At 38.5% G+C, this 23,674-nt stretch carries 18 protein-coding genes, 1 pseudogene and 1 other annotated feature; of the genes and pseudogenes, 7 read left to right on the top strand and 12 right to left on the bottom strand.

The annotated features are described in order from the left end of the window. Positions 1 to 58 precede the first annotated feature (58 nt). Positions 59 to 691 carry a forespore capture DNA-binding protein RefZ gene (gene refZ, locus QFZ87_RS08690; protein WP_309860121.1) on the bottom strand — a complete coding sequence of 211 codons (633 nt, stop codon included), beginning with the start codon at positions 689 to 691 and terminating at the stop codon, positions 59 to 61. A 157-nt stretch (positions 692 to 848) separates the two neighbouring features. Between refZ and QFZ87_RS08685 the strand changes: the two genes are divergently transcribed. After that, positions 849 to 1,331, top strand: a complete 483-nt coding sequence (locus QFZ87_RS08685; RefSeq protein ID WP_309860119.1) for a GAF domain-containing protein — start codon at positions 849 to 851, stop codon at positions 1,329 to 1,331. A 28-nt stretch (positions 1,332 to 1,359) separates the two neighbouring features. On the opposite strand, the gene megL is transcribed toward QFZ87_RS08685, so the two are convergent. Then, positions 1,360 to 2,544 carry a methionine gamma-lyase gene (gene megL, locus QFZ87_RS08680; protein ID WP_309860117.1) on the bottom strand — a complete coding sequence of 395 codons (1,185 nt, stop codon included), beginning with the start codon at positions 2,542 to 2,544 and terminating at the stop codon, positions 1,360 to 1,362. Between the two features lie 99 nt (positions 2,545 to 2,643). Next, a complete protein-coding gene (locus QFZ87_RS08675) occupies positions 2,644 to 4,041 on the bottom strand; it encodes a sensor domain-containing diguanylate cyclase (protein WP_309860115.1) in 1,398 nt (465 codons plus the stop codon). A 400-nt stretch (positions 4,042 to 4,441) separates the two neighbouring features. On the opposite strand from QFZ87_RS08675, the gene rpsD reads away from it, so the two are divergent. Further along, on the top strand, positions 4,442 to 5,044 hold the full coding sequence (gene rpsD / locus QFZ87_RS08670; RefSeq protein ID WP_309860113.1) for a 30S ribosomal protein S4: 603 nt from the start codon (positions 4,442 to 4,444) through the stop codon (positions 5,042 to 5,044). Positions 5,045 to 5,136: 92 nt separating this feature from the next. On the opposite strand, the gene tyrS is transcribed toward rpsD, so the two are convergent. Then, the gene (gene tyrS / locus QFZ87_RS08665) at positions 5,137 to 6,393 is read right to left on the bottom strand and encodes a tyrosine--tRNA ligase (RefSeq protein WP_309860111.1); all 1,257 of its coding nucleotides are present in this window, start codon (positions 6,391 to 6,393) and stop codon (positions 5,137 to 5,139) included. Between the two features lie 42 nt (positions 6,394 to 6,435). Beyond that, positions 6,436 to 6,654, bottom strand: a binding site (T-box leader). A gap of 42 nt (positions 6,655 to 6,696) precedes the next feature. On the opposite strand from tyrS, the gene QFZ87_RS08660 reads away from it, so the two are divergent. Next, a complete protein-coding gene (locus QFZ87_RS08660) occupies positions 6,697 to 9,576 on the top strand; it encodes a transglycosylase domain-containing protein (RefSeq protein WP_309860109.1) in 2,880 nt (959 codons plus the stop codon). A 224-nt stretch (positions 9,577 to 9,800) separates the two neighbouring features. On the opposite strand, the pseudogene acsA reads toward QFZ87_RS08660, so the two are convergent. Continuing rightward, a pseudogene (acsA, locus tag QFZ87_RS08655) lies at positions 9,801 to 11,520 on the bottom strand (acetate--CoA ligase). A gap of 229 nt (positions 11,521 to 11,749) precedes the next feature. On the opposite strand from acsA, the gene QFZ87_RS08650 reads away from it, so the two are divergent. The 3 genes from QFZ87_RS08650 to QFZ87_RS08640 are packed head-to-tail and all read left to right on the top strand — an operon-like array spanning position 11,750 to position 14,247. After that, a complete protein-coding gene (locus QFZ87_RS08650) occupies positions 11,750 to 12,382 on the top strand; it encodes a GNAT family N-acetyltransferase (RefSeq protein WP_309860108.1) in 633 nt (210 codons plus the stop codon). A 39-nt stretch (positions 12,383 to 12,421) separates the two neighbouring features. Next, positions 12,422 to 13,069: an acetoin utilization AcuB family protein gene (locus tag QFZ87_RS08645; RefSeq protein ID WP_309860107.1), complete on the top strand. Its 648-nt coding sequence runs from the start codon at positions 12,422 to 12,424 to the stop codon at positions 13,067 to 13,069. Then, on the top strand, positions 13,066 to 14,247 hold the full coding sequence (locus tag QFZ87_RS08640) for an acetoin utilization protein AcuC (RefSeq protein ID WP_309860105.1): 1,182 nt from the start codon (positions 13,066 to 13,068) through the stop codon (positions 14,245 to 14,247). The genes QFZ87_RS08645 and QFZ87_RS08640 overlap by 4 nt, the downstream gene beginning before the upstream one ends. Before the next feature lie 30 nt (positions 14,248 to 14,277). Here QFZ87_RS08640 and ccpA read toward each other — a convergent pair whose 3' ends face one another. The 5 genes from ccpA to QFZ87_RS08615 all read right to left on the bottom strand — a co-directional run bounded on the left by ccpA (position 14,278) and on the right by QFZ87_RS08615 (position 18,269). Beyond that, positions 14,278 to 15,276 (bottom strand): catabolite control protein A, encoded by a 999-nt coding sequence (gene ccpA, locus QFZ87_RS08635; protein WP_309860103.1) that lies wholly within the window; start codon positions 15,274 to 15,276, stop codon positions 14,278 to 14,280. A gap of 226 nt (positions 15,277 to 15,502) precedes the next feature. Further along, positions 15,503 to 16,582, bottom strand: coding sequence for a bifunctional 3-deoxy-7-phosphoheptulonate synthase/chorismate mutase (locus tag QFZ87_RS08630; RefSeq protein WP_309860101.1), 1,080 nt, complete (start codon positions 16,580 to 16,582; stop codon positions 15,503 to 15,505). A 268-nt stretch (positions 16,583 to 16,850) separates the two neighbouring features. Beyond that, the gene (ytxJ, locus tag QFZ87_RS08625; protein ID WP_309860098.1) at positions 16,851 to 17,183 is read right to left on the bottom strand and encodes a bacillithiol system redox-active protein YtxJ; all 333 of its coding nucleotides are present in this window, start codon (positions 17,181 to 17,183) and stop codon (positions 16,851 to 16,853) included. A 120-nt stretch (positions 17,184 to 17,303) separates the two neighbouring features. Further along, positions 17,304 to 17,786, bottom strand: coding sequence for a YtxH domain-containing protein (locus QFZ87_RS08620; RefSeq protein WP_309860096.1), 483 nt, complete (start codon positions 17,784 to 17,786; stop codon positions 17,304 to 17,306). Between the two features lie 18 nt (positions 17,787 to 17,804). Continuing rightward, on the bottom strand, positions 17,805 to 18,269 hold the full coding sequence (locus tag QFZ87_RS08615; RefSeq protein ID WP_309860094.1) for a DUF948 domain-containing protein: 465 nt from the start codon (positions 18,267 to 18,269) through the stop codon (positions 17,805 to 17,807). 220 nt (positions 18,270 to 18,489) lie between these two features. Here QFZ87_RS08615 and QFZ87_RS08610 point away from each other — a divergent pair, with 220 nt between their 5' ends. Beyond that, positions 18,490 to 19,605, top strand: coding sequence for an aminopeptidase (locus tag QFZ87_RS08610; protein WP_309860092.1), 1,116 nt, complete (start codon positions 18,490 to 18,492; stop codon positions 19,603 to 19,605). Positions 19,606 to 19,647: 42 nt separating this feature from the next. Here the strand turns inward: QFZ87_RS08610 and murC are convergent, their stop codons facing one another. Together murC and QFZ87_RS08600 are read right to left on the bottom strand one after the other, a co-directional pair. Beyond that, positions 19,648 to 20,949 (bottom strand): UDP-N-acetylmuramate--L-alanine ligase, encoded by a 1,302-nt coding sequence (murC, locus tag QFZ87_RS08605; protein WP_309860090.1) that lies wholly within the window; start codon positions 20,947 to 20,949, stop codon positions 19,648 to 19,650. A 231-nt stretch (positions 20,950 to 21,180) separates the two neighbouring features. Further along, on the bottom strand, positions 21,181 to 23,583 hold the full coding sequence (locus tag QFZ87_RS08600) for a DNA translocase FtsK (protein ID WP_309860088.1): 2,403 nt from the start codon (positions 23,581 to 23,583) through the stop codon (positions 21,181 to 21,183). Positions 23,584 to 23,674: the final 91 nt, after the last annotated feature.

Below are 23,674 nucleotides of genomic sequence, written 5' to 3'. Positions count from 1 at the left end.
ATTTTTTGACTATTATTTTCAATTTTTTTGTAAAATAAAAAAAAAATAGCGATTGCCGCTATTTTAGTGCTGCTCCCTTTTTCATAGGTATGTCTGAACAAAGTGTTTTATCAATCCATAAGTGAAGATCCTTAAGATATTTCTGCTCGAAAAATGGCTCATTCGGAAACACATATAGTACTTCTCTCATATAATTGCTATTCATAAAAGGCATCATGATTAATCCTTTTAGCTGTATAATTAAATAAGGAATGGAATGCGGTCTGAATTCATGCCATTCAAAACCCCGTTCAAATATTTTTTGAAAATAATATTTTTCCTTTAAAGAATAGGTAGACATGATTTCCCTTACTACTTGGGAATCCATCGACATCTCCCTGTAAATGAAACTGGCAAGCTGGTAGTTCTCACATTGGTAATGGAGCAAATCAGATACCACACGTTTTAAGCACTCTTTTGCCCCTCTATCAATAGATGCATAAGCAGCTTCCATCTTTCGGGTGTACTGTTCAAAAAAATGCATAAAGCAATATTCTAAGAGACCTGTTTTATTATTAAAATGATAGGCAATCGTTGCGGTGTTTACATTAGCTGCATGAGCAATTTCCCTAATTGACGTTCCTGAGTACCCATTGGAATTAAATAACGTGATAGCGGCCTTAACAATTGCTTCTTTTGCATTTTTCTTCATCCATTCTCCCCCTTCAGGTAATTTCCATAATCCCCTTATCATAATGATTCTTGGTGTCACAATTGATTCCTTTAAGAAAATATCGACAAAGTATGCTCATTTTCTCTCATTTTTGATAAAATAAAATATAAATCATAAGAGAAAAAGGTGAAATACCGTGTTTAACGTCGAAATGTACACCGGAAATCGAGAAGAAAATTATGAACTTGTTAAAAAACAATTACAGGCTCTCCTTCACGATGAGAAAAATCAAGTTGCCAATCTTAGCAATGCCTCTGCCTTATTGAACCAATTTCTAGACCGTGTTAATTGGGTAGGATTTTATCTACTAGATACGAATGACGAACTAGTGTTAGGTCCCTTCCAAGGACTCCCAGCATGCATTCGCATCCCTCTTGGCAAGGGTGTTTGCGGTACTGCTGCATTAAAAAAGGAAACCCTGCTTGTTGAAGACGTGAATCAGTTCCCAGGTCATATTGCATGTGATGCTGCTTCACAATCAGAAATAGTTGTTCCACTTCTAAAAGGAGAGCAATTAATCGGCGTTTTAGATATTGATTCTCCTGAATTAAACCGGTTTGATAAGCTCGACCAACAAAAACTCGAAGAATTCGTGGAAGTTCTCGTTACTTATCTTTAAAAACAAAAACTCGCTAAGGCGAGTTTTTTTAGATTTTATCAAATGCCTGCTCTAAATCTTCTTTAATATCCTCCCAGGCTTCAAGACCCACTGAAAGACGAAGCAAGGTTTGATTAATCCCCATTTTTAGCCGTTCCTCGTCCGGAACAACGGCATGTGTCATGGTAGCCGGGTGTTGAATTAATGTCTCTGCATCCCCAAGACTGACCGCAATTTTGATTAAGTTGAGCTGATTCATAAACCTTTGAGCCGTTTCTTTCGTTCCCTTAATCGAAAATGATATAAGTCCTCCTGGTTTTTTCATTTGTTTTTTCATTATTGCGTAATCGGGGTGCTCTGAATCCCCGGGATAATAAATAGCATCCACCTTCGGATGTTGTTTAAGAAAATCAAATAGGAAAGTTGTATTTTCACAATGGCGGTCCATCCGTACCGGAAGCGATTTTAATCCCCGTAACAAAAGCCACGCATCGAATGGCGAAATAATTCCCCCTATATCCTTTTGAGTTGTCCTTGAAATTTGGTCAATAGTCTCTCTTCCTCCAACCACGATTCCAGCAATGACATCGCCATGTCCACAAATATATTTTGTTGCACTGTGTATGACAATATCGCAGCCATTTATAATTGGATTTTGTAAATAAGGAGAACAAAATGTATTGTCCACTACTACTGGAATGCCCTTTTCTTTCGCCACATCTGCAACTATTTGAAGATCAACAAGCTTCATTGTTGGATTAATGGGAGTCTCAATATAGATACAGGCTGTATTTGGTTTGATTTGTTTTTCAACGGTCTCCCTTGTATCCATTAGTGAAAAATCATGTTCAATATGATATTTCTCCTGTAATAATTCTAGCAATCCAAATGTACAACCATAAACACCCTGAGAGCATAGAATGTGGTCACCTGATTTTGTTAATGCAATTAACACTGCACTCACGGCAGCCATACCTGACGAAAAAGCTAAAGCGGCTTCCCCCTTTTCAAGGGTAGCCATTCTGTCTTCCAGAATTTTTACGGTGGGATTTCCTAATCTTGAATAAATATATCCCTCCTCTTTCCCAGCAAACCTTCTTTCCCCTTGCTCCGCACTCTCAAAGGTAAATGTGGATGTTTGATATAACGGGGGAACTAAGCTTCCTTGATGATTTTCCGCATGATAGCCAAAATGAATGACTTCTGTTTCAAACCGCGGTTTTTTATCTTTCAATGTAGACTCCTCCTAATTGTAAGCGCTGTCATTTGTTCTTATAGAATATGATGAATATGGCAAAATCGTTAAGAGACTGAATCTGCCATGATGCAGCCCCTAACTTACCTTACTATTTGCACCTTGTGTAACTACTTTGTTTTTCCCTGTCCCTTTTGCATGATATAAAGCTTCATCTGCTCTTTTGAACAGATTTTGATCCGTATCAGGCTTTTCCCTATTCCAATGAGAGACACCACATGACACGGTAATATGGGGATCGGAGTTTTCAGACACTTTCGCCCCTATTCTTTGAGCAATAGCCACTCCCGCGTCTAAAGGAACATTAGGAAGATAGATGGCTAGTTCTTCCCCACCCCAACGGGCTCCTACATCCTTCTCCCGGATATTTCCTTTAATGAAATTTGCGACTTGTATGAGCACTTCATCGCCTATTTGATGACCGTAGGAATCATTGATTTCCTTGAAATTATCAATATCAATAAGAATAAAGGTCCCTTCGTTATCTTTTTTCATTGAAGACTGGATTTTTTCATCCAAATAATTACGTGAATGGAGCTTTGTCAGATGGTCTGTGGTAACTAATTTTTTAAGTTCCTCTCTTAACATGGAGTTGGTTAAAGAAAGTGATAAATGATGTACTAATGTCTGTAGAAGTTGAAATGTCTCAAAAGAAAAGAAATAAGGTTTTTCGTGCATGATCATCGAAAACCCTTTTAAATTCTTACCAAGTACTACTGGTACTACCATAATAGAATGATAGCGTTTACTTTGATTGGTAAGGGGTAAGCTAATATCCCCAAATAATAGAGGATCATTTTCTTTCTTTAATTTTCCTTTTATGTAATCAATATAGGTTTGAGCAGTTGTTGAAAAAAAGAAGGGTGTGGAACCAGGGAGTATTTTGACTCTTTCTTTCGAGTCTAAAAAGAAACCAACCTCTTGTGCATAAAAGGAAGATTTAATCTGTTCTGCCATAAATGACAATGTATCAGCTAACGGCAGGTCAGAATTTAAACGGTAGGCGGTTTCATTAATTAATTGAAGTTCTAAGATGGTCTTTCTTGACTTCTGATAGAGCTGGGCATTTTCAAGAGCCGATCCTGCACTTTCTGCCAGCAAAGTCATAAACTCAACTTCTTTAGTCTGAACATCCAAAGAATGAGGTGCAATAATCTGTAATACCCCATAAATCCCCTGTTTTCCTTTTAAAGGTGTATATAGAATCTTACTCTTATCCGTATGAGAAAACTCATATTGAATTTCCCCAGTTAGGTACGCATTGGTTGCCGCAATATTTTCACTATCATATTCCAGGGCAATGCCAAGGACGTCGCTATGCTTGTAGGTAGACTGCGACAATAATAGGTCATATGAAAAGTTTGGATATTCTTCTTTAAGAATAACGAATAATTCGCTCAATAGACTTTCCACGTCTAAGAACGAATGGAGCTTTTCACCTATTTTAAATAATTTTTTAAAATCAACTATATCCAAAATATTAGATCTCCTCATTATCAAAAATCCCAAATATATACATCGCATCCTAATTATAGTTAAAATATGTAAGCAAATGATATACTTTTTTTGAATAATTTATTAATTTTTTTTTACAAACATGTTTGAATGTCCTTCCTCGAACTCGGAGTTAACAAAAATATACTTGACTTTAGAGGAATAAAAATAATATAATACTCTTTGTGTAAAATATTGCAGCCTATTGAGTTCACTTGAATAGTCTCATTTTGTTCCTCATGAGAGTTTTTTCTTTCATTTGATGGTGTATCTTGTAACCCTTAGCTGCTAGGGCGAAGGTGCATGAAAACAAAATGGCTGTCAAAGAGTCTCATACCGGTTTTTATTTTACCAAAATAAAAACACTAAGGAGGAGTCATTCATGGCTCGATATACTGGCCCAAGCTGGAAATTATCTCGTCGTCTTGGAATCTCTCTAAGCGGCACAGGTAAAGAATTAGAAAAGCGTCCTTACGCTCCTGGACAACACGGTCCAAACCAACGCAAAAAGCTTTCTGAATACGGATTACAATTACAAGAGAAGCAAAAGCTTCGTCACATGTATGGTGTTAACGAGCGCCAATTCCGTACTCTTTTCGATAGAGCTGGCAAATTGTCTGGTATCCACGGTGAAAACTTCATGGCGTTACTTGAGTCACGTCTTGATAACGTTGTTTACCGTTTAGGTCTTGCTCGCACTCGTCGTGCAGCTCGCCAATTAGTTAACCACGGTCACATCCTAGTTAATGGATCACGCGTAGATATCCCATCTTACCGTGTAACTGCTGGTCAAACAATCAGCGTTCGTGAAAAGTCACGCAACCTAGATGTTATTAAAGAAGCAATCGAAGTGACAAACTTCGTACCTGATTTCTTAACATTTGATGCTGACAAATTAGAAGGTACTTTCACTCGCTTACCTGAGCGTTCTGAGTTACCTGCTGAAATTAACGAATCTCTTATCGTTGAGTTCTACTCTCGTTAATAGTAAAAAAAATCCTCATACCATTGGTATGGGGATTTTTTTATATTTCTCTTCAAGAAAAAGAGCTCTGATTCCTCAAAGCCCTTTACCTATTAATATTTAATTAATGTGTATTTCTTTTTCCCTCTTCTAATAATTGTAAACTGGCCTTCGATTCGGTCAGTTTCCTGAAGGACGTACGCTGTGTCAGTTACCTTTTCACCGTTTACCGTAACAGCCCCATTAGTGATATCCTCACGCGCTTGACGCTTGGAAGGAGAAATTTTTGCAGCAACAAGTAATTCCACTAGATTCCCATCTGATTTACTTGCATCAAAGGAAGGAACATCTTTAAAGCCCTGCTTAATTTCAGCAGCAGAAAGATTTTTCACATCCCCACTGAATAAGGCTTGGGAAATCTTAATGGCCTGCTGTAATGATTCTTCTCCGTGAACCAGACGAGTCATTTCTTCTGCTAGTGCCTTTTGCGCTTTACGAAGGTGTGGCTCTTCTTGAACACTTTGCTCTAATTGTTCAATTTCTTCATGTGATAGGAAGGTAAAGTATTTCAGGTATTTTACCACATCCGCATCAGCTGTGTTGATCCAGAACTGGTAGAATTCGTATGGAGTCGTCTTTTCTGGATCTAGCCAGATAGAGCCGCCTTCTGTTTTCCCGAACTTTGTACCGTCTGCTTTTGTTACAAGCGGAATAGTTAAACCGAATGCTTTTGAATCTTCGGTGTGCATTTTACGTATTAATTCTAGGCCTGAGGTAATGTTCCCCCACTGGTCACTACCACCAATTTGTAATTTACAATTATGATGATCATACAAATGATTAAAATCCATTGCCTGCAAAATGGTATAGGTAAATTCGGTAAATGAAATACCTGTTTCAAGGCGTGAAGCGATGGTATCCTTCGCAAGCATGTAGTTAACCCCAATATGCTTACCGATATCTCGTAAAAACGTGACAATATCCATAGAGCCAGCCCAATCATAGTTATTCACCATGACAGCTCCGTTTTCACCTTCAAATTCAAAAATAGCAGCAAGCTGTTTCTGAATACCCGCAACATTTTCTTGAACCGTTTCTAAAGTTAATAATTTTCGTTCTTCACTCTTCCCACTTGGATCACCAATCAAACCTGTTGCTCCGCCAACCAAAACAATCGGACGGTGACCATGCTGCTGAAACCTTCTTAATGTTAAGAATGGAACCAAGTGCCCGATATGCAAGCTATCTGCTGTTGGGTCAGCACCACAATATAACGAAATACTTTCCTTATTCAATAAAGCTTTTAATCCTTCTTCATCCGTTTGCTGATAGATGATGCCTCTCCAGGCCAAATCCTGTAATAAATCCATTTTAATCCCCTCCATAATAAAATAAAAACGCCCCTGCAAATATGCAGGGGCGTAAATTTACGCGGTACCACCCAGCTTGAGGAACTTTCCTCCAACTCGAAAAAAATAACGGTTTTGACCGTTCTCCATTACTAAGCAATGTGTTCATAGAGAAAGCTCGAGGAGGTAATTCATTCTTCTATTTGTGTCAGCTTGCACCACCGCTGACTCTCTAGAAACAGGGATAGAAGAACTACAGTTGGTTCCTGTCAAAGCTTTTTTATTAAAATTAACTATAGCTTTTTTTATCACATTTCAAGGAACATGTCAAACATCCACTGGAAATTTCAGAAAAATGTAGAAGGTTGTCAGTTTTTATACCTTCTATATGCTATAATGTATGTGATTTTAGATGAGGTGATGCTATTGATGAATGAAAAAATGCAAGCCTGGATGGAAAAAGCAAAATCCATACTCAACTTGTTTACCCATAAAAAAACGGTAAAAAGTGCACGAATTACCTATCAAGTAGTTTGGAACCTTTTTCTCCTTGTCATGACGGTTGTCATTCTTGGAGGTTCATTTGCAACAGGTGTAGGAGCTGGGTATTTTGCCTCCCTTGTGAAAGAGGAACCGGTCCGTTCTTACGAGAGTATGAAAAAAGATATTTATAATTACACGGAGACATCTGATTTATACTATGCTGATAATGTTTACCTCGGCAGACTTCGCAGTGACCTTATACGCGAAGAAGTAAAGTTGGATCAAGTTTCAGAAAATTTAATTAATGCCGTAGTGGCGACAGAAGATGAGTACTTCTATCAGCATAAAGGGGTGGTTCCAAAGGCAGTTTTCCGGGCACTTTTCCAAGAAGTAACGAATTCTTCTGTCCAATCAGGTGGAAGTACCTTAACACAGCAATTAATTAAGAATCAACTTTTAACCAATGAGGTATCCTTCCAACGGAAAGCGAATGAAATTCTACTTGCACTCCGTTTAGAGAAATTTTTCGACAAAAAGGAAATCCTCGAAGCCTATCTTAATGTTTCTACATTTGGAAGAAATGCTTCCGCACAAAACATAGCTGGTGTTCAGGCTGCAGCAAAAGGAATTTTTGGCGTAAAGGCTAGTGAGTTAACACTCCCACAAGCAGCGTTCATTGCAGGCTTGCCTCAAAGTCCGTTTGGTTATACTCCTTTTACAAGGGATGACAATGGAAAACCAATTTTAAAGAATAATCTTGAACCAGGTCTCACACGGATGAAAACGGTTTTAAAAAGAATGTATGACGGTGGTTACATAAATGGAAAACAGTATGCTGAGGCATCATCCTATGATATTAGAAAAGATTTTCTAAAACCTACTGTTTATTCTCATACAAATACTTTCCTTACAGACGAAATTGAAAAACGCTCCGTCGAGGTCCTTACTAACGTACTTGCAAAGAAAGACGGGTACACCGAGAAAGAATTAAAAAATGATGACCAACTTTTTTACAAATATAAAACTTTAGCAACCCGTGACTTACACCAAAATGGTTATGAAATTCACACAACCATCAACAAAGATATTTACGATGCGATGCAAAAGATAAAAGATAGCTATAAGAACTACGGCCCTGCTAAAGCACAGGAAAAAAAGAATCCTGAAACGGGTGAAATAAAAACCGTGATGGAGCCTGTAGAAGTCGGCGCCGAGTTAATTGAAAATAAAACGGGTAGGATTATCAGTTTTGTTGGCGGAAGAAACTATGAAAACCAACAAATGAATCATGCCACAACTGCACTTCGACCTAATGCCTCTACCATGAAACCGCTGCTCGTCTATGGTCCAGCGATTGAATTGGGAAAAGCAGCACCTGGAACTCCAATACCAAATGTTGCGTTGAATTTTATTCCAGGTAGAAGTAAGCCTTGGCCACAAAACTACGACTACCGCTACAGCGGGATTGTGTCTGCACGGTATGCACTTGCGAAATCGTATAACGTTCCAGCGGTTAAGGTATATTCCGAAATTGTTAATCAAAACCCAGCAAAATATTTGGAAAAGATGGGCTTTACATCACTAACGAAGGATGATCATACAAACCTTTCGGCTGCCATTGGTTCTATTGGCGGAGTTACGGTTGAAGAAAATACAAATGCATTCAGTACCTTTGCCAACGGTGGGAAATTCATCGATGCCTATATGATCGATAAAATCGTAGATAAAAGCGGCAAAGTGATTTATCAGCACGAAGTAACCCCTGTCGATGTCTTCAAACCACAAACAGCTTATTTAACACTTGATATGATGCGCGATGTTATCAAAATGGGGACTGCAGCTGGAATTAATAGCAAATTAAATTTCAGAGCAGATTGGGCTGGTAAAACAGGAACAGGTAATGAATATAAGGATTCATGGTTCGTTGCCACCAACCCTAATATTACATTTGGTATATGGACAGGGTACGATACGCCAAAATCATTAAAGATCTCAGGCATGTCGTATAGTCAACGAACAAATAATCTTTGGGCTGAATTAATCAATGCAGCTTATAAAATTAAACCTGATTTGGTTGATCCTAAGGAATCATTCCAAATGCCTAGCGGAATTGTTAAGCGTTCTTATTGTGCTGTTTCCGGTATGCTTCCTTCAAGTGCTTGCTCGAAGGCCGGCTTGATCGAAAGTGATTATTTTAATGTGAATGATGTACCAACGAAAGTGGACGATAGCTTGATTGAAGGAAATTTCGTTACTATTAGCGGTAAAAAGTATTTAGCATTGGATTCTACTCCAAAGGAATTTTCTCAATATGGCTTAATATTAAACCCAGACTTTATTACACGTATGGTTGGTAAAACCTTTAAAGACTACAGTCAGCTCATTCCACAAAAGGATCGATGGGGTAAAATTCTTGTACCTACAGCAAAAATGGTGGATAACGGAAAAAGACCTAATGCTGTTAACTTAAGTATTACCGGTAATACATTATCTTGGTCTTCCTCAGGGGACAATGATGTGGTCGGTTACCGAGTATATCAAGGCGGGCTGATATCGACCAAAGTAGCTAGTATTATTAACGGCTCAAAGCTTTCCTACACAGTAGGAAATGGTTCATTTTATGTAACAGCAGTAGATATAGCCGGTAAAGAATCCGCTCCGTCTAATCTAGTTGAGGTAGGAGTAGCAGTACCACCTCCATCTGAAACAACCGCACCGTAAAGAACAAAAGGCGGAAGCGCCTCGTTCAGCCCCGACAGGCAAATGTTCTTCGGCGGGAAAAGTCCGCCTTTTGACTTTTCTTGCCGAAGGTTATTTGACCCGAGGGGCTAGGCGCTGGAGCTAGATTCAGACAACTAGTTTAGTTATCCACACTCGGACCATTTTTTAATTTCCTAAACAATAGTAAAAACCGCACCGAAATGTCGGTGCGGTTTTTGTTTCAATTAATCTTCCATAGTTGAAAGATCACCTGTCGGCAAATTAAGCTCCCACGCCTTTAAAACGCGTCGCATAATCTTACCACTTCTTGTTTTTGGCAGTTTATCTCGGAAATCAATTTCTCTTGGTGCAGCATGGGCTGCTAGTCCTTTTTTGACAAATTGTCTGATTTCCTCTTTCAGCTCTTCAGAAGCCTCAAAGCCTTCACGTAGCGCAACAAACGCTTTAATGATTTCACCACGTACAGGGTCTGGTTTACCAATTACGCCTGCTTCTGCTACTGCTGGGTGTTCCACAAGCTTACTTTCCACCTCAAATGGTCCTACACGCTCTCCTGATGTCATAATAACATCATCCACCCTACCTTGGAACCAGAAATAGCCATCCTCATCCATATAAGCCGAATCCCCGGATACGTACCAGTCACCTGGCATAAAGTAGGATTCAAATTTCTCAGGATTATTCCAAATAGTGTGCATCATGGAAGGCCAGCCCTTTTTAATGGCCAGATTCCCCATCCGATATGGCGGCAATTCGTTTCCTTGATTATCGACAATTGCAGCCTGCACGCCTGGAATCGGCTTACCCATCGAACCAGGTTTAATTTTCATACATGGATAGTTACTGATCAGTTGTGCACCTGTTTCCGTCATCCACCAGTTATCATGAATACGATGATTAAATACTTTTACACCCCATTTGACCACTTCTGGGTTCAATGGTTCACCCACACTTAGAATATGACGAAGACTGCTTAAATCAAATTTCTTTACAAGTTCATCTCCCGCACCCATTAACATCCGGAAGGCAGTAGGAGCACTATACCAAACGGTAACCCCAAAGTCCTCAATCATCTGATACCAGGTTTCAGGGCTAAAACGTCCTCCTACAATGACATTAGACGTTCCCGTTAACCACGGTCCAAAAATACCATACGACGTTCCTGTTACCCAGCCTGGATCTGCTGTACACCAATACACATCATCCTCTTTTAAATCTAGGACCCACTTTGCCGTTTGATAATGCTGAATCATTGCATTATGTACATGCAATACCCCTTTTAGGCTTGCCGGTTGAACCTGATGTGTAATGCAAAATTAAGCCATCTGTCCTGTCTACCCATTCAATCTTAAGTTCCTTACTGGCCTTCTCAAACTTCCCAAGGAAGTCAATGTATTGACCTTGTTCCTCCACATTTTTTCCAACAAGGAAAATATGCTTTAAGGCAGGTAAATCTTCCACAGGTACACGATCCAATAATTCAGGTGTAGTTACTAGAACTTTAGCTTCACTATCCTGGAGGCGGTCACGAACCGCGCCTTCCATAAAGGCTTCAAATAAAGGACCAACGATGGCTCCAAGCTTAATAGCACCAAGAACAGTAAAGTAAAGCTCTGGAGAACGAGGCATAAAAATAAATACGCGGTCTCCTTTTTCTACATCTCCATAACTCTTTAACACATTACCAGCTTTACTTGAGAGATCCTTCATTTCCTTAAATGTGTACTTTTCATTGCGAAAACCGTCTCGATAGTAAAGAGCAATTTTATTTTTTCGGAAGGTCTTTGCATGGCGGTCAATGGCCTCATATGCCAAGTTAACAAGCCCTGTTTCACTCCAAGAGAATGCCTTTTCTGTTTCTTTCCAGTCAAATTGTTTGTACATCTCATCATAATTACCTAGATTATGGTCTCCTTGTACAACTGGTAGCGCTTCCACTTTCATTACTATCTCCCCCTCTTACTTTATAGAGATTATTATAGTACAAATAGGAACTATTCACAATTTTTTAAATATTATTATTCATAAATAATAGATTTATTGCTATGTTGATTGGAGCAGAAGGCGAGAAGGTCCTATATAAAACAGAAAATTTTGTGAAATCGCTTTCTCTTACTAGATTTTATGTATAATAGAATTAATGTACTAACGATTTTTTAAGGCAGGTGACCTTATGGAACACAAGAAAACATACAATGCAAAAGAATTGAAAACACCTCATGGGAATTTAATAATCGAAGGACCTATTCCATCTGATAAATTAGCAGGTTATGAATTTCACGAAGACCTTGTTGCTTTTCGTCCTCCTTTACAACAGCATAAAGCTTTAGTGGGTATCGCCAATCTTCCAGAAGGTAGAATTATTATTGCCAGACATAGGAACACCATTGTTGGTTACGTTACTTATTTATATCCAGACCCCCTTGAAAGATGGTCTGAAGGGAAAATGGATAATTTAATTGAATTGGGTGCCATCGAGGTAATTCCACAATTTAGAGGCTGCTCTGTAGGTAAAAACCTGTTAATTGTTTCCATGATGGATGATGCAATGGAAGATTATATTACGATCACAACAGAGTACTATTGGCATTGGGATCTAAAAGGTACCAAGCTAAATGTGTGGGATTATCGAAAAGTAATGGAAAAAATGATGAATGCCGGTGGGCTTGAATGGTATGCGACGGATGATCCGGAAATTTGTTCCCATCCAGCTAACTGCCTGATGGCTCGAATGGGCAAGAGAGTCGATATGGAATCCATCCAAAAGTTTGACCGTCTTCGGTTTATGAACCGGTTTATGTATTAAATATTTAGCTGAAATTCACTTGAGACCTGAGGTGATTTTATGATAGTGGAAGAAATTATGAAAACAGATGTGGCCACACTTTTACCAACAGACACCATTGCTGATGCGATGAAATTAATGGAAACAAAAAAAATCCGTCATATACCCGTCATTGATAATCAAAGACATCTTATGGGGTTAGTCACTGTCGCTAAAATAAGGGAAGCAACGCCCTCCATTTTTCATGCAAATGAGCATCCCGAAGATCTGAAAAAGCCACTTGAGACGATTATGGAAAGAGATATGATTACAGGGCATCCACTGGATTTCGTGGAAGAAGTGGCTGGCCTATTTTATGAACATAAAATCAGTTGTATTCCCATCATTAATGACCGTAAACTAGTGGGAATCGTCACAGAAACGGATTTACTCCGAACCTTGGTTGAATTAACAGGGGCCCATCAGCCGGGGTCTCAGATCGAAATAAAGGTTCCAAATCTTGCTGGTATTCTTAGCGACATTACAAATGTGATTAAAAATCGAAAGGCTAACATTTTGAGTGTTCTCGTTTATCCAGATAAGACAGATGAACATTTTAAAATCCTGGTCATTAGAGTTCAGACAATGAATCCAACAGCCCTTATTCAGGATCTTAAGCAAGCCGGGCATCATGTCCTATGGCCGAACCTCCCGGGGATTTCCATATGAGTGATCGGTGTTCCTTTGTATTCTCAGAAGAACTGTTGAATTATAAATTCAGCAGTCATCATCCTTTTAACCAATTTAGGCTTAAACTAACTGTTGACTTGTTGGAGAAGATGAATGCGTTAGATCCTGCGGATATCATCTCCCCTAGGATGGCAACAGATGAAGAGTTAGCCCTTATACATGATCGCAGTTACATAGAAGCGGTTAAGAAAGCAGGACACGGAGAACTTTCAAAAGAAATCGCTGAAAATTATGGATTAGGTACAGAAGACACACCCATATTCCCGAACATGCACGAAGCCAGTGCCTTATTAGTAGGCGGTACCATAGCCGCAGTTGACCAGGTTATGACAGGTAAGTCTCTCCATGCCCTTCACCTTGGAGGCGGTTTACACCATGGGTTCCGCGGAAAAGCGTCTGGATTTTGTGTATATAATGATAGTTCGGTTGCTATTAAGTACCTTCAGGAAAAATACCATGCACGTGTGTTATATGTAGATACTGATGCCCACCATGGGGATGGTGTCCAATGGTCCTTTTACGACGACCCCAATGTTTGCACCCTTTCCATTCATGAAACCGGACGATATTTATTTCCAGGTACCGGAAATATCAATGAAAGAGGCCAGGGCCCTGGTTACGGGTATTCTTTTAACATACCTGTAGATGCTTTTACAGAAGATGATTCCTGGCTCCAAGCCTATACAAACTCCATAAAAGAGGTAGCTGAATTTTTTAAGCCTGATGTGATACTTACTCAAAATGGAGCTGATTCCCATTATTTTGATCCGTTAACACACTTATCAGCAACGATGAAAATTTATCGTGAAATCCCAAAGATTGCGCATGAAATTGCTCATCAATACTGTAATGGAAAATGGATTGCAGTTGGTGGCGGTGGTTATGACATTTGGCGAGTGGTTCCAAGAGCATGGGCACTCATCTGGCTTGAGATGACAGAAAACTCAAATTGTTCAGGGAATCTACCTGATGCATGGATTGAACAGTGGCAAAATGAGTCTCCCGTTACTTTACCGAAAGAATGGGACGACCCTGACAACTTATATACACCTATCCCAAGAAAAGCTGAGATCACAGAGAAGAATGAAATTACGTTAGAAAAAGCTCTATACCCAATTCGTAATCAACAAAAAAGCCAAAAGGGCCTGCCATCTTAATGGCAAGCCCTTTTATTTTTCATCTTTAAGTTATTTAGTAGAGTCACGATGCTCAATTCGGTGAGGAAGTACGACAATTTGTTCTTCAACGCCTTCTTTATTCATTAATTTCGTTAAGAGTCGCATTGCAACAGCGCCAATATCATATAACGGCTGCACAATCGTTGTAAGCTGTGGACGAACCATTAGTGATAATCTGGTATTATCTGATGTTATTACTTCAAAATCCTCAGGAATTTTATAACCTTTATCCTCGGCCCCATGAACGACTCCCAGTGCCATTTCATCCGCTCCAACTAAAATGGCTGTTGGTCTTGCTGATGCCTCAAGTAATTTTTCAAAGGCTTCAATACCTGAATCGTACGTATAATCTCCTTCAACTATAAGCTCTTCATTATAAGGAAGTCCGGCTTCTTGAAGCGCCCTTTGATACCCTTTAAGTTTTTTCTGGGCATTTTTCGGTTCATGAAGCGGTCCCACCACAATGGCGATATTCTTATGGCCCTTTTCAATGAATTCCTTTACGGAATCATATACTGCTTCTTCATAATCAATGTTTACAGATGGAATCTTATTTGACTCTTCAATAGAACCCGCAAGAACAATCGGTACTGGAGATTTCTCAAATTCCTCTACGTGATCTGCGGTAATATTCCCGCCCATGAACACAATTCCATCTACTTGTTTCCCAAGCATCGTATTAAGTAAGTGTAATTCCTTGTCCATGTTTTGGTCAGAATTGCTCAAAATGATATTGTACTTGTACATAGTGGCAATATCTTCTATGCCTCGAGCTAACTCTGCAAAAAAGATATTAGATATATCTGGGATAATTACTCCAACTGTTGTTGTTTTTTTACTAGCTAATCCTCTTGCTACGGCATTCGGGCGGTACCCTAATCTTTCAATAACTTCTAACACCTTTTTCCGGGTTACTGGTTTAACATTTGGATTTCCATTTACTACACGGGAAACTGTCGCCATTGATACATTTGCTTCCCTAGCCACATCATAAATAGTTATATTCACTTATAACACTCTCCTGTAACGTACATTGTTTTCTTTATTTTACATCTGTTATTAAAAACCTAGTCATAATATTGATTGTGAGATAATAAACAATCTTAGTATGTATTTAATGATACGATAAGAATATTAAAGCCGCAATTGCATTTGTCAACATTTTTCGTATATTTTTCTAAAAGTCCTCAAAAAAACCTCCTGCAAGCATGTGCAGGAGGTTTTTTTACCAAAATTAAATCCTTACAAAGTTTGATGCTAGTAATTCATTATAAAATTTGTCAAATTGGTCAAGGTCCATTTGTTGCTTTTGGTCGGATAAGGCAACTGCCGGGTCTGGATGAACTTCAGCCATGACTCCGTCTGCACCAATGGCAATCGCTGCTTTTGCAGCAGGTAATAACAAGTCTCTTCTACCAGTAGAATGAGTAACATCTACCATTACTGGTAAATGGGTTTCTTGTTTAAGAATTGGTACTGCTGAAATATCAAGTGTGTTTCTAGTAGCACGCTCGTATGTCCGAATACCTCTTTCACAAAGGATAATTTGGCCATTCCCTTGTGCCATAATGTATTCTGCTGCATTGATAAACTCTTCAATCGTTGCAGCAATCCCTCTTTTTAACAATACAGGTTTATTTACTGCCCCTGCCGCTTTTAATAGTTCAAAGTTCTGCATGTTCCGTGCACCAATTTGGATCACGTCAATATAATCTAAAGCCATTTCAATATCGGCTGGGTTTACGATTTCGCTAATTACTGCCATATCGTATTCATCTGCTACACGCTTTAAGATTTTTAGCCCTTCCACACCTAATCCTTGGAAATCATAAGGAGAAGTCCTTGGTTTATATGCACCACCACGGAGAAGCTTTAAGCCCTTTTCCTTCATCGCCTTGGCAACCGTAGCTACCTGCTCATAGGATTCAACCGCACATGGACCAAACACAAAATGTGGCTTACCATCACCTATAGTTTCTCCCTTTAGGTTTACAATCGTATTTTCAGGCTTCTTCTTTCTTGATACAAGCAGGGCTTTCTCATGATCATCCTTTTGAAGATCTAAACCTGCTTTAAAAATTTCTTTGAAAATATGGTCGATTGTAGAATTTTCAAATGGTCCATCGTTATGCTCTTTAATGATATCAAGCATTTTTCTTTCACGGACTGGATCGTAACGGTACACACCTTGATTTTCTTTTACCCGTCCAATCTCTTGGACGAGATGAGCTCTTTCATTAATTAGCCTCAATAATTCCAAGTTTAACTCATCGACACGTGCTCTTAATTGATCCAATTCAACCTTTTTGCCCATATTCGTCCCCGTCCTTTCATTTGCAAATCAGTTACTAAACTCATAATGATTTACATCTAAAATTTTAAATTTTATAATATTTCAATAATTAGGCTTTATTATAGCGGAAATATATTTCTTTGTCACTCATTTTTTCTTTATTAATTAAACGCTTTTAAGCGTTAAAGTGTCATTAGGTATATAAAAGTATTGTATGTTACCTACTTAACATACGTGTCTAAACTTTTTATAAAGAAGAGGATGAACATTCATCCCCTTTTAGTATTGCTTATTGAGTGACATTACTTGCAGTTAGTAGTGCCTTGTTGGTAATTTTCCAATGTGAAGCATTCCAAGTTGCTTCTCCATTCGAAATTAGGATTGCTTGTGGTGATTCATGCTTAATTTGAAATCTTTCTGCAACCTCGTTAGAAAGTGGCCGTGAATCTTGTACAGCTAAAAAGTATGTCGGCATATTCTGATTTTCATTTGCATATTTTTCGTACTCCTTGTACGCAGCATGACTGATCGGGCATGTTAAACTGTGCTTTAACAAATAAAATCTACTTTCTTTTTTTACTATTTCATCAAACTGTTCAATTGAATCAATTTTTTCTAGCATCTTTACATTCCTCCATTAAAAAAAGCATACTGTCAGCTATGAACCCGACCTACTTTAAATAAAAATAAACGGTGAAGTCATTTTATCACTTCACCGTTTGTATCACAAATAATATAACTATTAAAGTTTTACTTTGCTCTCTTCTTCATCAAAAGCTTTTTGAGCTTCTTCTAATTTTTTACGAATTTCTTCACTGTCATTCGGCCCTGAATCATTCGCCTTTTTTACAGTTCCCTTTTCCTTTCCATGCTGGATTGGAATATAAGTTAACTCAGATTCTTCTTTGGGAGATTGCTTTCCCTTTACCTTATTTACTAGTTCGGAGGATTGAAGCACAATCCCCTGGGAAAGGGATGCCGTTTTAGATGCTAATTCACTACTCTTACTAACTACATTCTCCCGTAATGAACCACTCTTGTCCATAATTGAACCTGCTTGATTCGTTAACGTTGAACGGAGCTCTTTCCCTGTCTTAGGTGCAAAAAGTAAAGCCGCTGCAGCTCCAACTACCCCGCCAATAAAAGCTCCTAGGATAAAGTTGCTGGAAGATTCGTCGTTACGATTTTGATTCGCTTCCCTTGACTCATATTCTCTATTAGACATCTTCGTTCCTCCTTAATTCTAATGAGATCTTACCCTTTTAGTCATTTGTTCTGATTCTTTTTCTTGTTTTATTTGCTTTCTAGCTTGCCATTTATCCTTCAATTCAAGGATTACATTACTCCATTGAACTATTTGTGAGATTTTTTCTTTACTATCTTCTACTTGCTGATCAACAGTATTGGTTAAGTTCAGTAACGTTCCATTGAATTTGGAAACGGTCACCCCAACGTCCTTTACAGCATCCACCACACTATTTAAACTTTCGGATTTTTGCTGAATATCTTCAGCTAGTGCATTGGTCTTTTGTAAAAGTAATGTAGTTTCGCTTGTAACCCCATCCAACTGTTTTTCTAATCCTGACAGCGTTTTTGAAACGCTTGTAAGTGTGCCCTGAAGTGATTTAAGCGTTTTTGATAAGTAGATAACTAGCACAAAAAACGCAATGGCTATCAAGGCTACGCTTAAGTATAAAATAATTTGCATCGTGCACCTCCGCCTTAACTATATCAATATGTATTACCCATCCATCATGGATATAAACCTCGCTAATATCTTATACTACTTCCATTCATTTGTCTTGTTTTCCTGCTATTCCTTTAAAAAATTCACTATTCATACGTAAGAAATTACTTTATTTTTCAACTTTCAATCATTATTCGGTTACAATAGTATTGTACTTACATAATTGTTTGGAGGCGTTACCATGAAAGATCCTCGTATCGAGAAACTGGCAAAGAATTTAATAAATTATTCTGTGCAGCTCCAAAAAGGTGAAAAGGTGTTAATTGAAAATTTTGGGTTGCAACGTGAACTTGTAACTGCGCTCGTGAAGGAAGCCTATGCTGCAGGTGGATATCCATTTGTTCTGTTAAAAGATCATCAGGTTGACCGTGCGCTATTATTCGGTGCCGAAGAAGAGCAATATAATATGATGGCTGATTTTGAAGCAAATGTTATGAGTAAGATGGATGCATACATAGGGCTGCGTTCTGGAGATAACATCAATGAACAAGCTGATGTTCCTGATGAAAAGATGAAAATTCACGGCTCTACAATCGGAAAAAAGGTACACCGTGATATTCGTGTACCAAAAACAAAATGGGTTGTTCTTCGCTATCCAACATCATCAATGGCGCAATTGGCCAAGATGAGTACAGAAGCATTTGAAGACTTTTATTTTAATGTTTGTAACTTGGATTACGGTAAAATGGATCAAGCCATGGACAGCTTGGTTGAACTGATGAACCGAACAGACAAGGTGCGCATCACTGGACCTGGAACAGATTTAAGCTTCTCTATAAAAGATATACCGGCTATTAAATGTGCAGGAAGATTAAATATTCCTGATGGTGAAGTATACACAGCTCCTGTTCGTGATTCAGTAAATGGAGTCATCACGTATAACACACCGTCACCTTACCAAGGCTTTACCTTTGAAAATGTTAAGCTCACTTTTAGAGATGGTAAAATTGTTGAGGCTGAGTCTAACGATTCTAGTCGTATTAACAAGATCTTTGATACAGATGAGGGAGCACGCTACGTGGGAGAGTTTGCAATCGGAGTCAACCCTTTCATCTTAAATCCGATGCAGGATATTTTATTTGATGAAAAGATTGCCGGCAGCTTCCACTTCACTCCTGGACAATGCTATGATGATGCGTTTAATGGAAACCACTCTAATATTCATTGGGATATGGTTAACATTCAGCGTCCGGAGTATGGCGGAGGGGAAATCTATTTTGACGATGTACTCATTCGAAAAGATGGTCTTTTCGTGCTACCAGAATTAGAAGTATTAAATCCTGACAATTTAAAATAAACAGTAAAGGCTGACACTTATTTGTGTCAGCCTTTCTTTTATTTATTTAGTGATCAGTTTTTCATAAGATTCCTGGAACTTCTGAATATCCCCTGCACCCATAAATATGATTACACTATTGTCGTAGTCATTTAATACTGAAGTATTTTCTTCTGATAGAATCTCAGAACCATCAATTTTTTCCTGTAAATCCTTAATTGTCAGCTTTCCATGATTTTCTCGAGCTGACCCAAAAATTTCACACAAGTACGCTTTATCAGCTAGACGCAGACTCTCTGCAAAATCTTCTAAAAAGGCTTGGGTACGTGTAAAAGTATGTGGTTGGAATACAGCGACAATTTTTTTATCAGGATATTTCTGCTTTGCAGCATCAATGGTTGCTTTGATTTCAGTCGGATGATGGGCATAATCATCGATTAAGATTTGCGTTCCAATTTTCTTTTCGGAAAATCTTCTTTTCACACCTTGGAATGTTAGCAAGTGTTCTTTCACGATAGTAACATCAATCTCTTCATAGTGGCATAAACCGATGACTGAAAGCGCATTTAACACGCTGTGATCCCCAAATGTAGGGATTGAGAATGTGTCATAAAAAGTATTACGAATAAATACATCAAAGGTTGTTCCATTGGTGGATTTGACAAGATTTTTTGCCTGATAATCATTTTCGTCGCCAAATCCATAAAACAATACAGGAACCTTTGCCTGAATTCTCTGAAGCTGCTCATCATCACCATAAGCAAATATTCCTTTTTTCACTTGAACAGCCATCTCTTGGAAGGCTGAGAATACATCTTCAATATTGGCAAAGTAATCTGGATGATCAAAATCAATGTTTGTCATAATGGCATAATCAGGGAAATACGATAAGAAGTGCCTTCTGTATTCACACGCCTCAAATACAAAATATTCTGCCCCTTCTTGTCCTTTTCCGGTTCCATCGCCAATTAAAAAGCTTGTAGGTTTAGCTCCTTTAATCACATGAGCCAGTAAACCAGTCGTAGAGGTTTTTCCGTGTGCACCAGTAATCGCAACACTTGTAAAATTCTGCATAAAATCGCCTAAGAAACGATGGTACCTTATTACTGGAAGTCCAAGTTTCATTGCCTCTTGAATCTCCTCATGCGTATCTGGATAGGCATTTCCTGCAATAATCGTCATTCCTGGCTTGATATTTTCCTTTTGAAAGGGAAATATCTTTATTCCGGATTGTTCAAGGGCAAGTTGAGTAAAAAAGCGCTTTTCGACATCGGAGCCTTGAACCTCAAATTTCATATCATGCAGAACTTGTGCCAATGCACTCATCCCAGACCCCTTAATACCTACAAAATGGTAAATAGTCATAGAAGAACCTCCAACCAACGTCTATCTGTAAAACAGTATATGACATCTGTCTGTATTTGACATTGTTTATAGAATTACTGAACAAGTAGCTTACTTATTTAAAATCATTTAATTATTATAACATTGTTTTCGCGTAAAAACTATTAGTGTCAATTATCTTTGCTATCCAGAATTGGCATTCATTATTATTCGTTCGTACCTAGAAAGAATACGGTGGATTATTGATTTATATTATTCTTGAATGGCCTCTAAATCAGCTCCTGTTATTAAGACCTCACGAGGCTTACTCCCATTTGCACTTGTAATATATCCATTTTGTTCAAGTATATCCATTAATCTTGCTGCTCTATTATAGCCAATTTTAAAACGCCGTTGCAGGCTTGAAGTGGATGCTCCCCCTTGCTCAATAATAAATTCACAAGCTTCATAAAAGAGTTCATCTTCTTCCTCTGTTACTTGGGCCTTTTTCAGCAGCTCTTCTTGTTCGAATAAATAGTCTGGTTCGCGTTGATCCCTTACATGGGCAACCACAAGATCAATTTCTTCATCCGATACAAACGTTCCCTGCAATCTTACTGGTTTTGATGAACCATTTTCTAAGAACAGCATATCGCCACGACCAAGTAATTTTTCCGCCCCACTAATGTCAATAATGGTACGTGAATCCACTTGGGAAGAAACAGAAAAAGCGATTCGGGTTGGAATATTGGCTTTTATTAATCCAGTTATAACATCCACCGATGGTCTTTGTGTGGCTACAATAAGATGAATACCGCATGCCCTGGCTTTTTGAGCTATTCTACAAATTGCTTCTTCCACATCTGCTGGTGACATCATCATTAAATCGGCTAACTCGTCGATGATTATCACAATAAAAGGCAGCTTATCAGAATAGCGCTTATGCTTTATTGCGAGTTCATTAAATCGGTTTATATCACGAACACCCGCATGAGCGAAGAGCTCATATCGCCTTTCCATTTCATCCACAGCCCACTTTAATGCAGCTGTTGCTGCTTTTACATCGGTAATGACAGGGCTAACAAGGTGTGGAATTCGGTTATACGGTGCAAGTTCTACCACTTTTGGGTCAATCAGTAATAGCTTTAGATCTTCTGGACTGGCTTTACATAATAGGCTAACTAAAATTGTATTAATACATACGCTTTTACCTGAACCTGTTGCCCCAGCAATTAGCCCGTGTGGCATTTTCTTTAAGTCAGTTACAATCGGTTTCCCTGCAATATCCAGCCCCATTACTGCTGTTAAAGGAGAAGTAGATTCTTGAAACACACTACTTTGAATGATTTCATTTATTAAAACGGGTCTTGACTTTTGATTTGGCACTTCAATACCAATAGTATGTTTTCCCGGTATAGGTGCTTCAATCCGAATATCCCTTGCTGCTAGACTTAATTTAATATCATCACTTAAATTAGTAATTTTGTTTACTTTTACTCCTGGTTCGGGTTGTACCTCAAAGCGGGTAACAGATGGACCTTGGGTCACGTTGACCACACTTGCACCAACATTAAAGTTTTTCAATGTAATATTTAGGAGTTCTTCTTGCTCTAACAACCAACCAATATCTTTGTCTTCTTTAACGGGTGGATGTAATAGACTTGATGGAGGGAGCATATAAGTTCCATTGGACGTTACCTGTTCAACTTTCTCCGCCACGGTTGGAGAGGAAACAACCGTCTGAATAATTGGCTTATCAGTTGGTTTTTCAATGGACTTTTCTACTGGTTTTTCTCTCGTCCTATCTTTTGGCTCCACCATTGTCCTTTCTAGTAGTCTTTCTAATGAAGTATCACCTGTTTTTTCTACTAAAGTGTTCTTACGCGCCTGAATAGGCTGCTCACGTTCGCTTCTTTGTAATTTTTCTTCCCATTTTAGTTTATCCTGCTTTAACATCATTACATTAAATGGCAAACGAGAACGCTTAGTTTCAGGCTGCTCGGGTTGGGTTTCGGTTACATCCTCAAGTTCAGCTTGTAGCTCGACAGAAGTTTCAACCGGTAATTCCGGTTCAACCTCCATTGGTTCAGGCTCATATTCAATCGCCTCTATCACATTTTCTTGCAAGGATTCAATACTAGATTCCTCATTCGTTATAAGGGACGCTTCAGCAATTATCTCTTCAAATACTGCTGAATGGTTAAGCTGATCCTTATCCTCTTCGTTTAAAAAGTGGCTCAACTCATGCTCGACAATCATCTCTGTTTTCTTAGGCCTGTTAAACCCGAAAATTGGAGAAGGAATTTCTGTTGGGTGAAATGGGCCCCTCATTCTCGGTTGTTGCTTCGGCTCATTGATTGGTTTTGGGACTTCCGTTTTTACAGGTTGGGTTTCTTTTTGTTCCCTTCTACTTCTCTTTTCAGGCTGTTTCTCTAAAATCCTTTTCTGTCGGACATTCTCCTTAGCTTTGGGCTTGACCTCATGTAAAGGTGTTGTGGAAGAACGCAGGCCACCTTTTGGATATTGATAGGAAATTCTCGTATCTAAATCCTTTAAACTTTCGTATTGGTTTTGATGTGGAAGTTCATTGTTTCTAGGGTTATGTATAACAAATTCGTTTAATTCCTCTTCCTCATCTTTTTTAAACTTTTGAAAAAAGTTTTGGATCCAGCTCAAAACTATCACTCTTTCTACTTTCATCTATCATTCTATTTTATCAGTATTTGATATTTTTTCGAGATAATTTCTCAGAATAAGTCGAAATATA

Origin of the sequence: Bacillus sp. SLBN-46, assembly GCF_031453555.1 — a bacterium.
Classification (GTDB): Bacteria; Bacillota; Bacilli; order Bacillales; family Cytobacillaceae; genus Neobacillus.
This window is presented reverse-complemented; position numbering and strand designations above follow the sequence as displayed.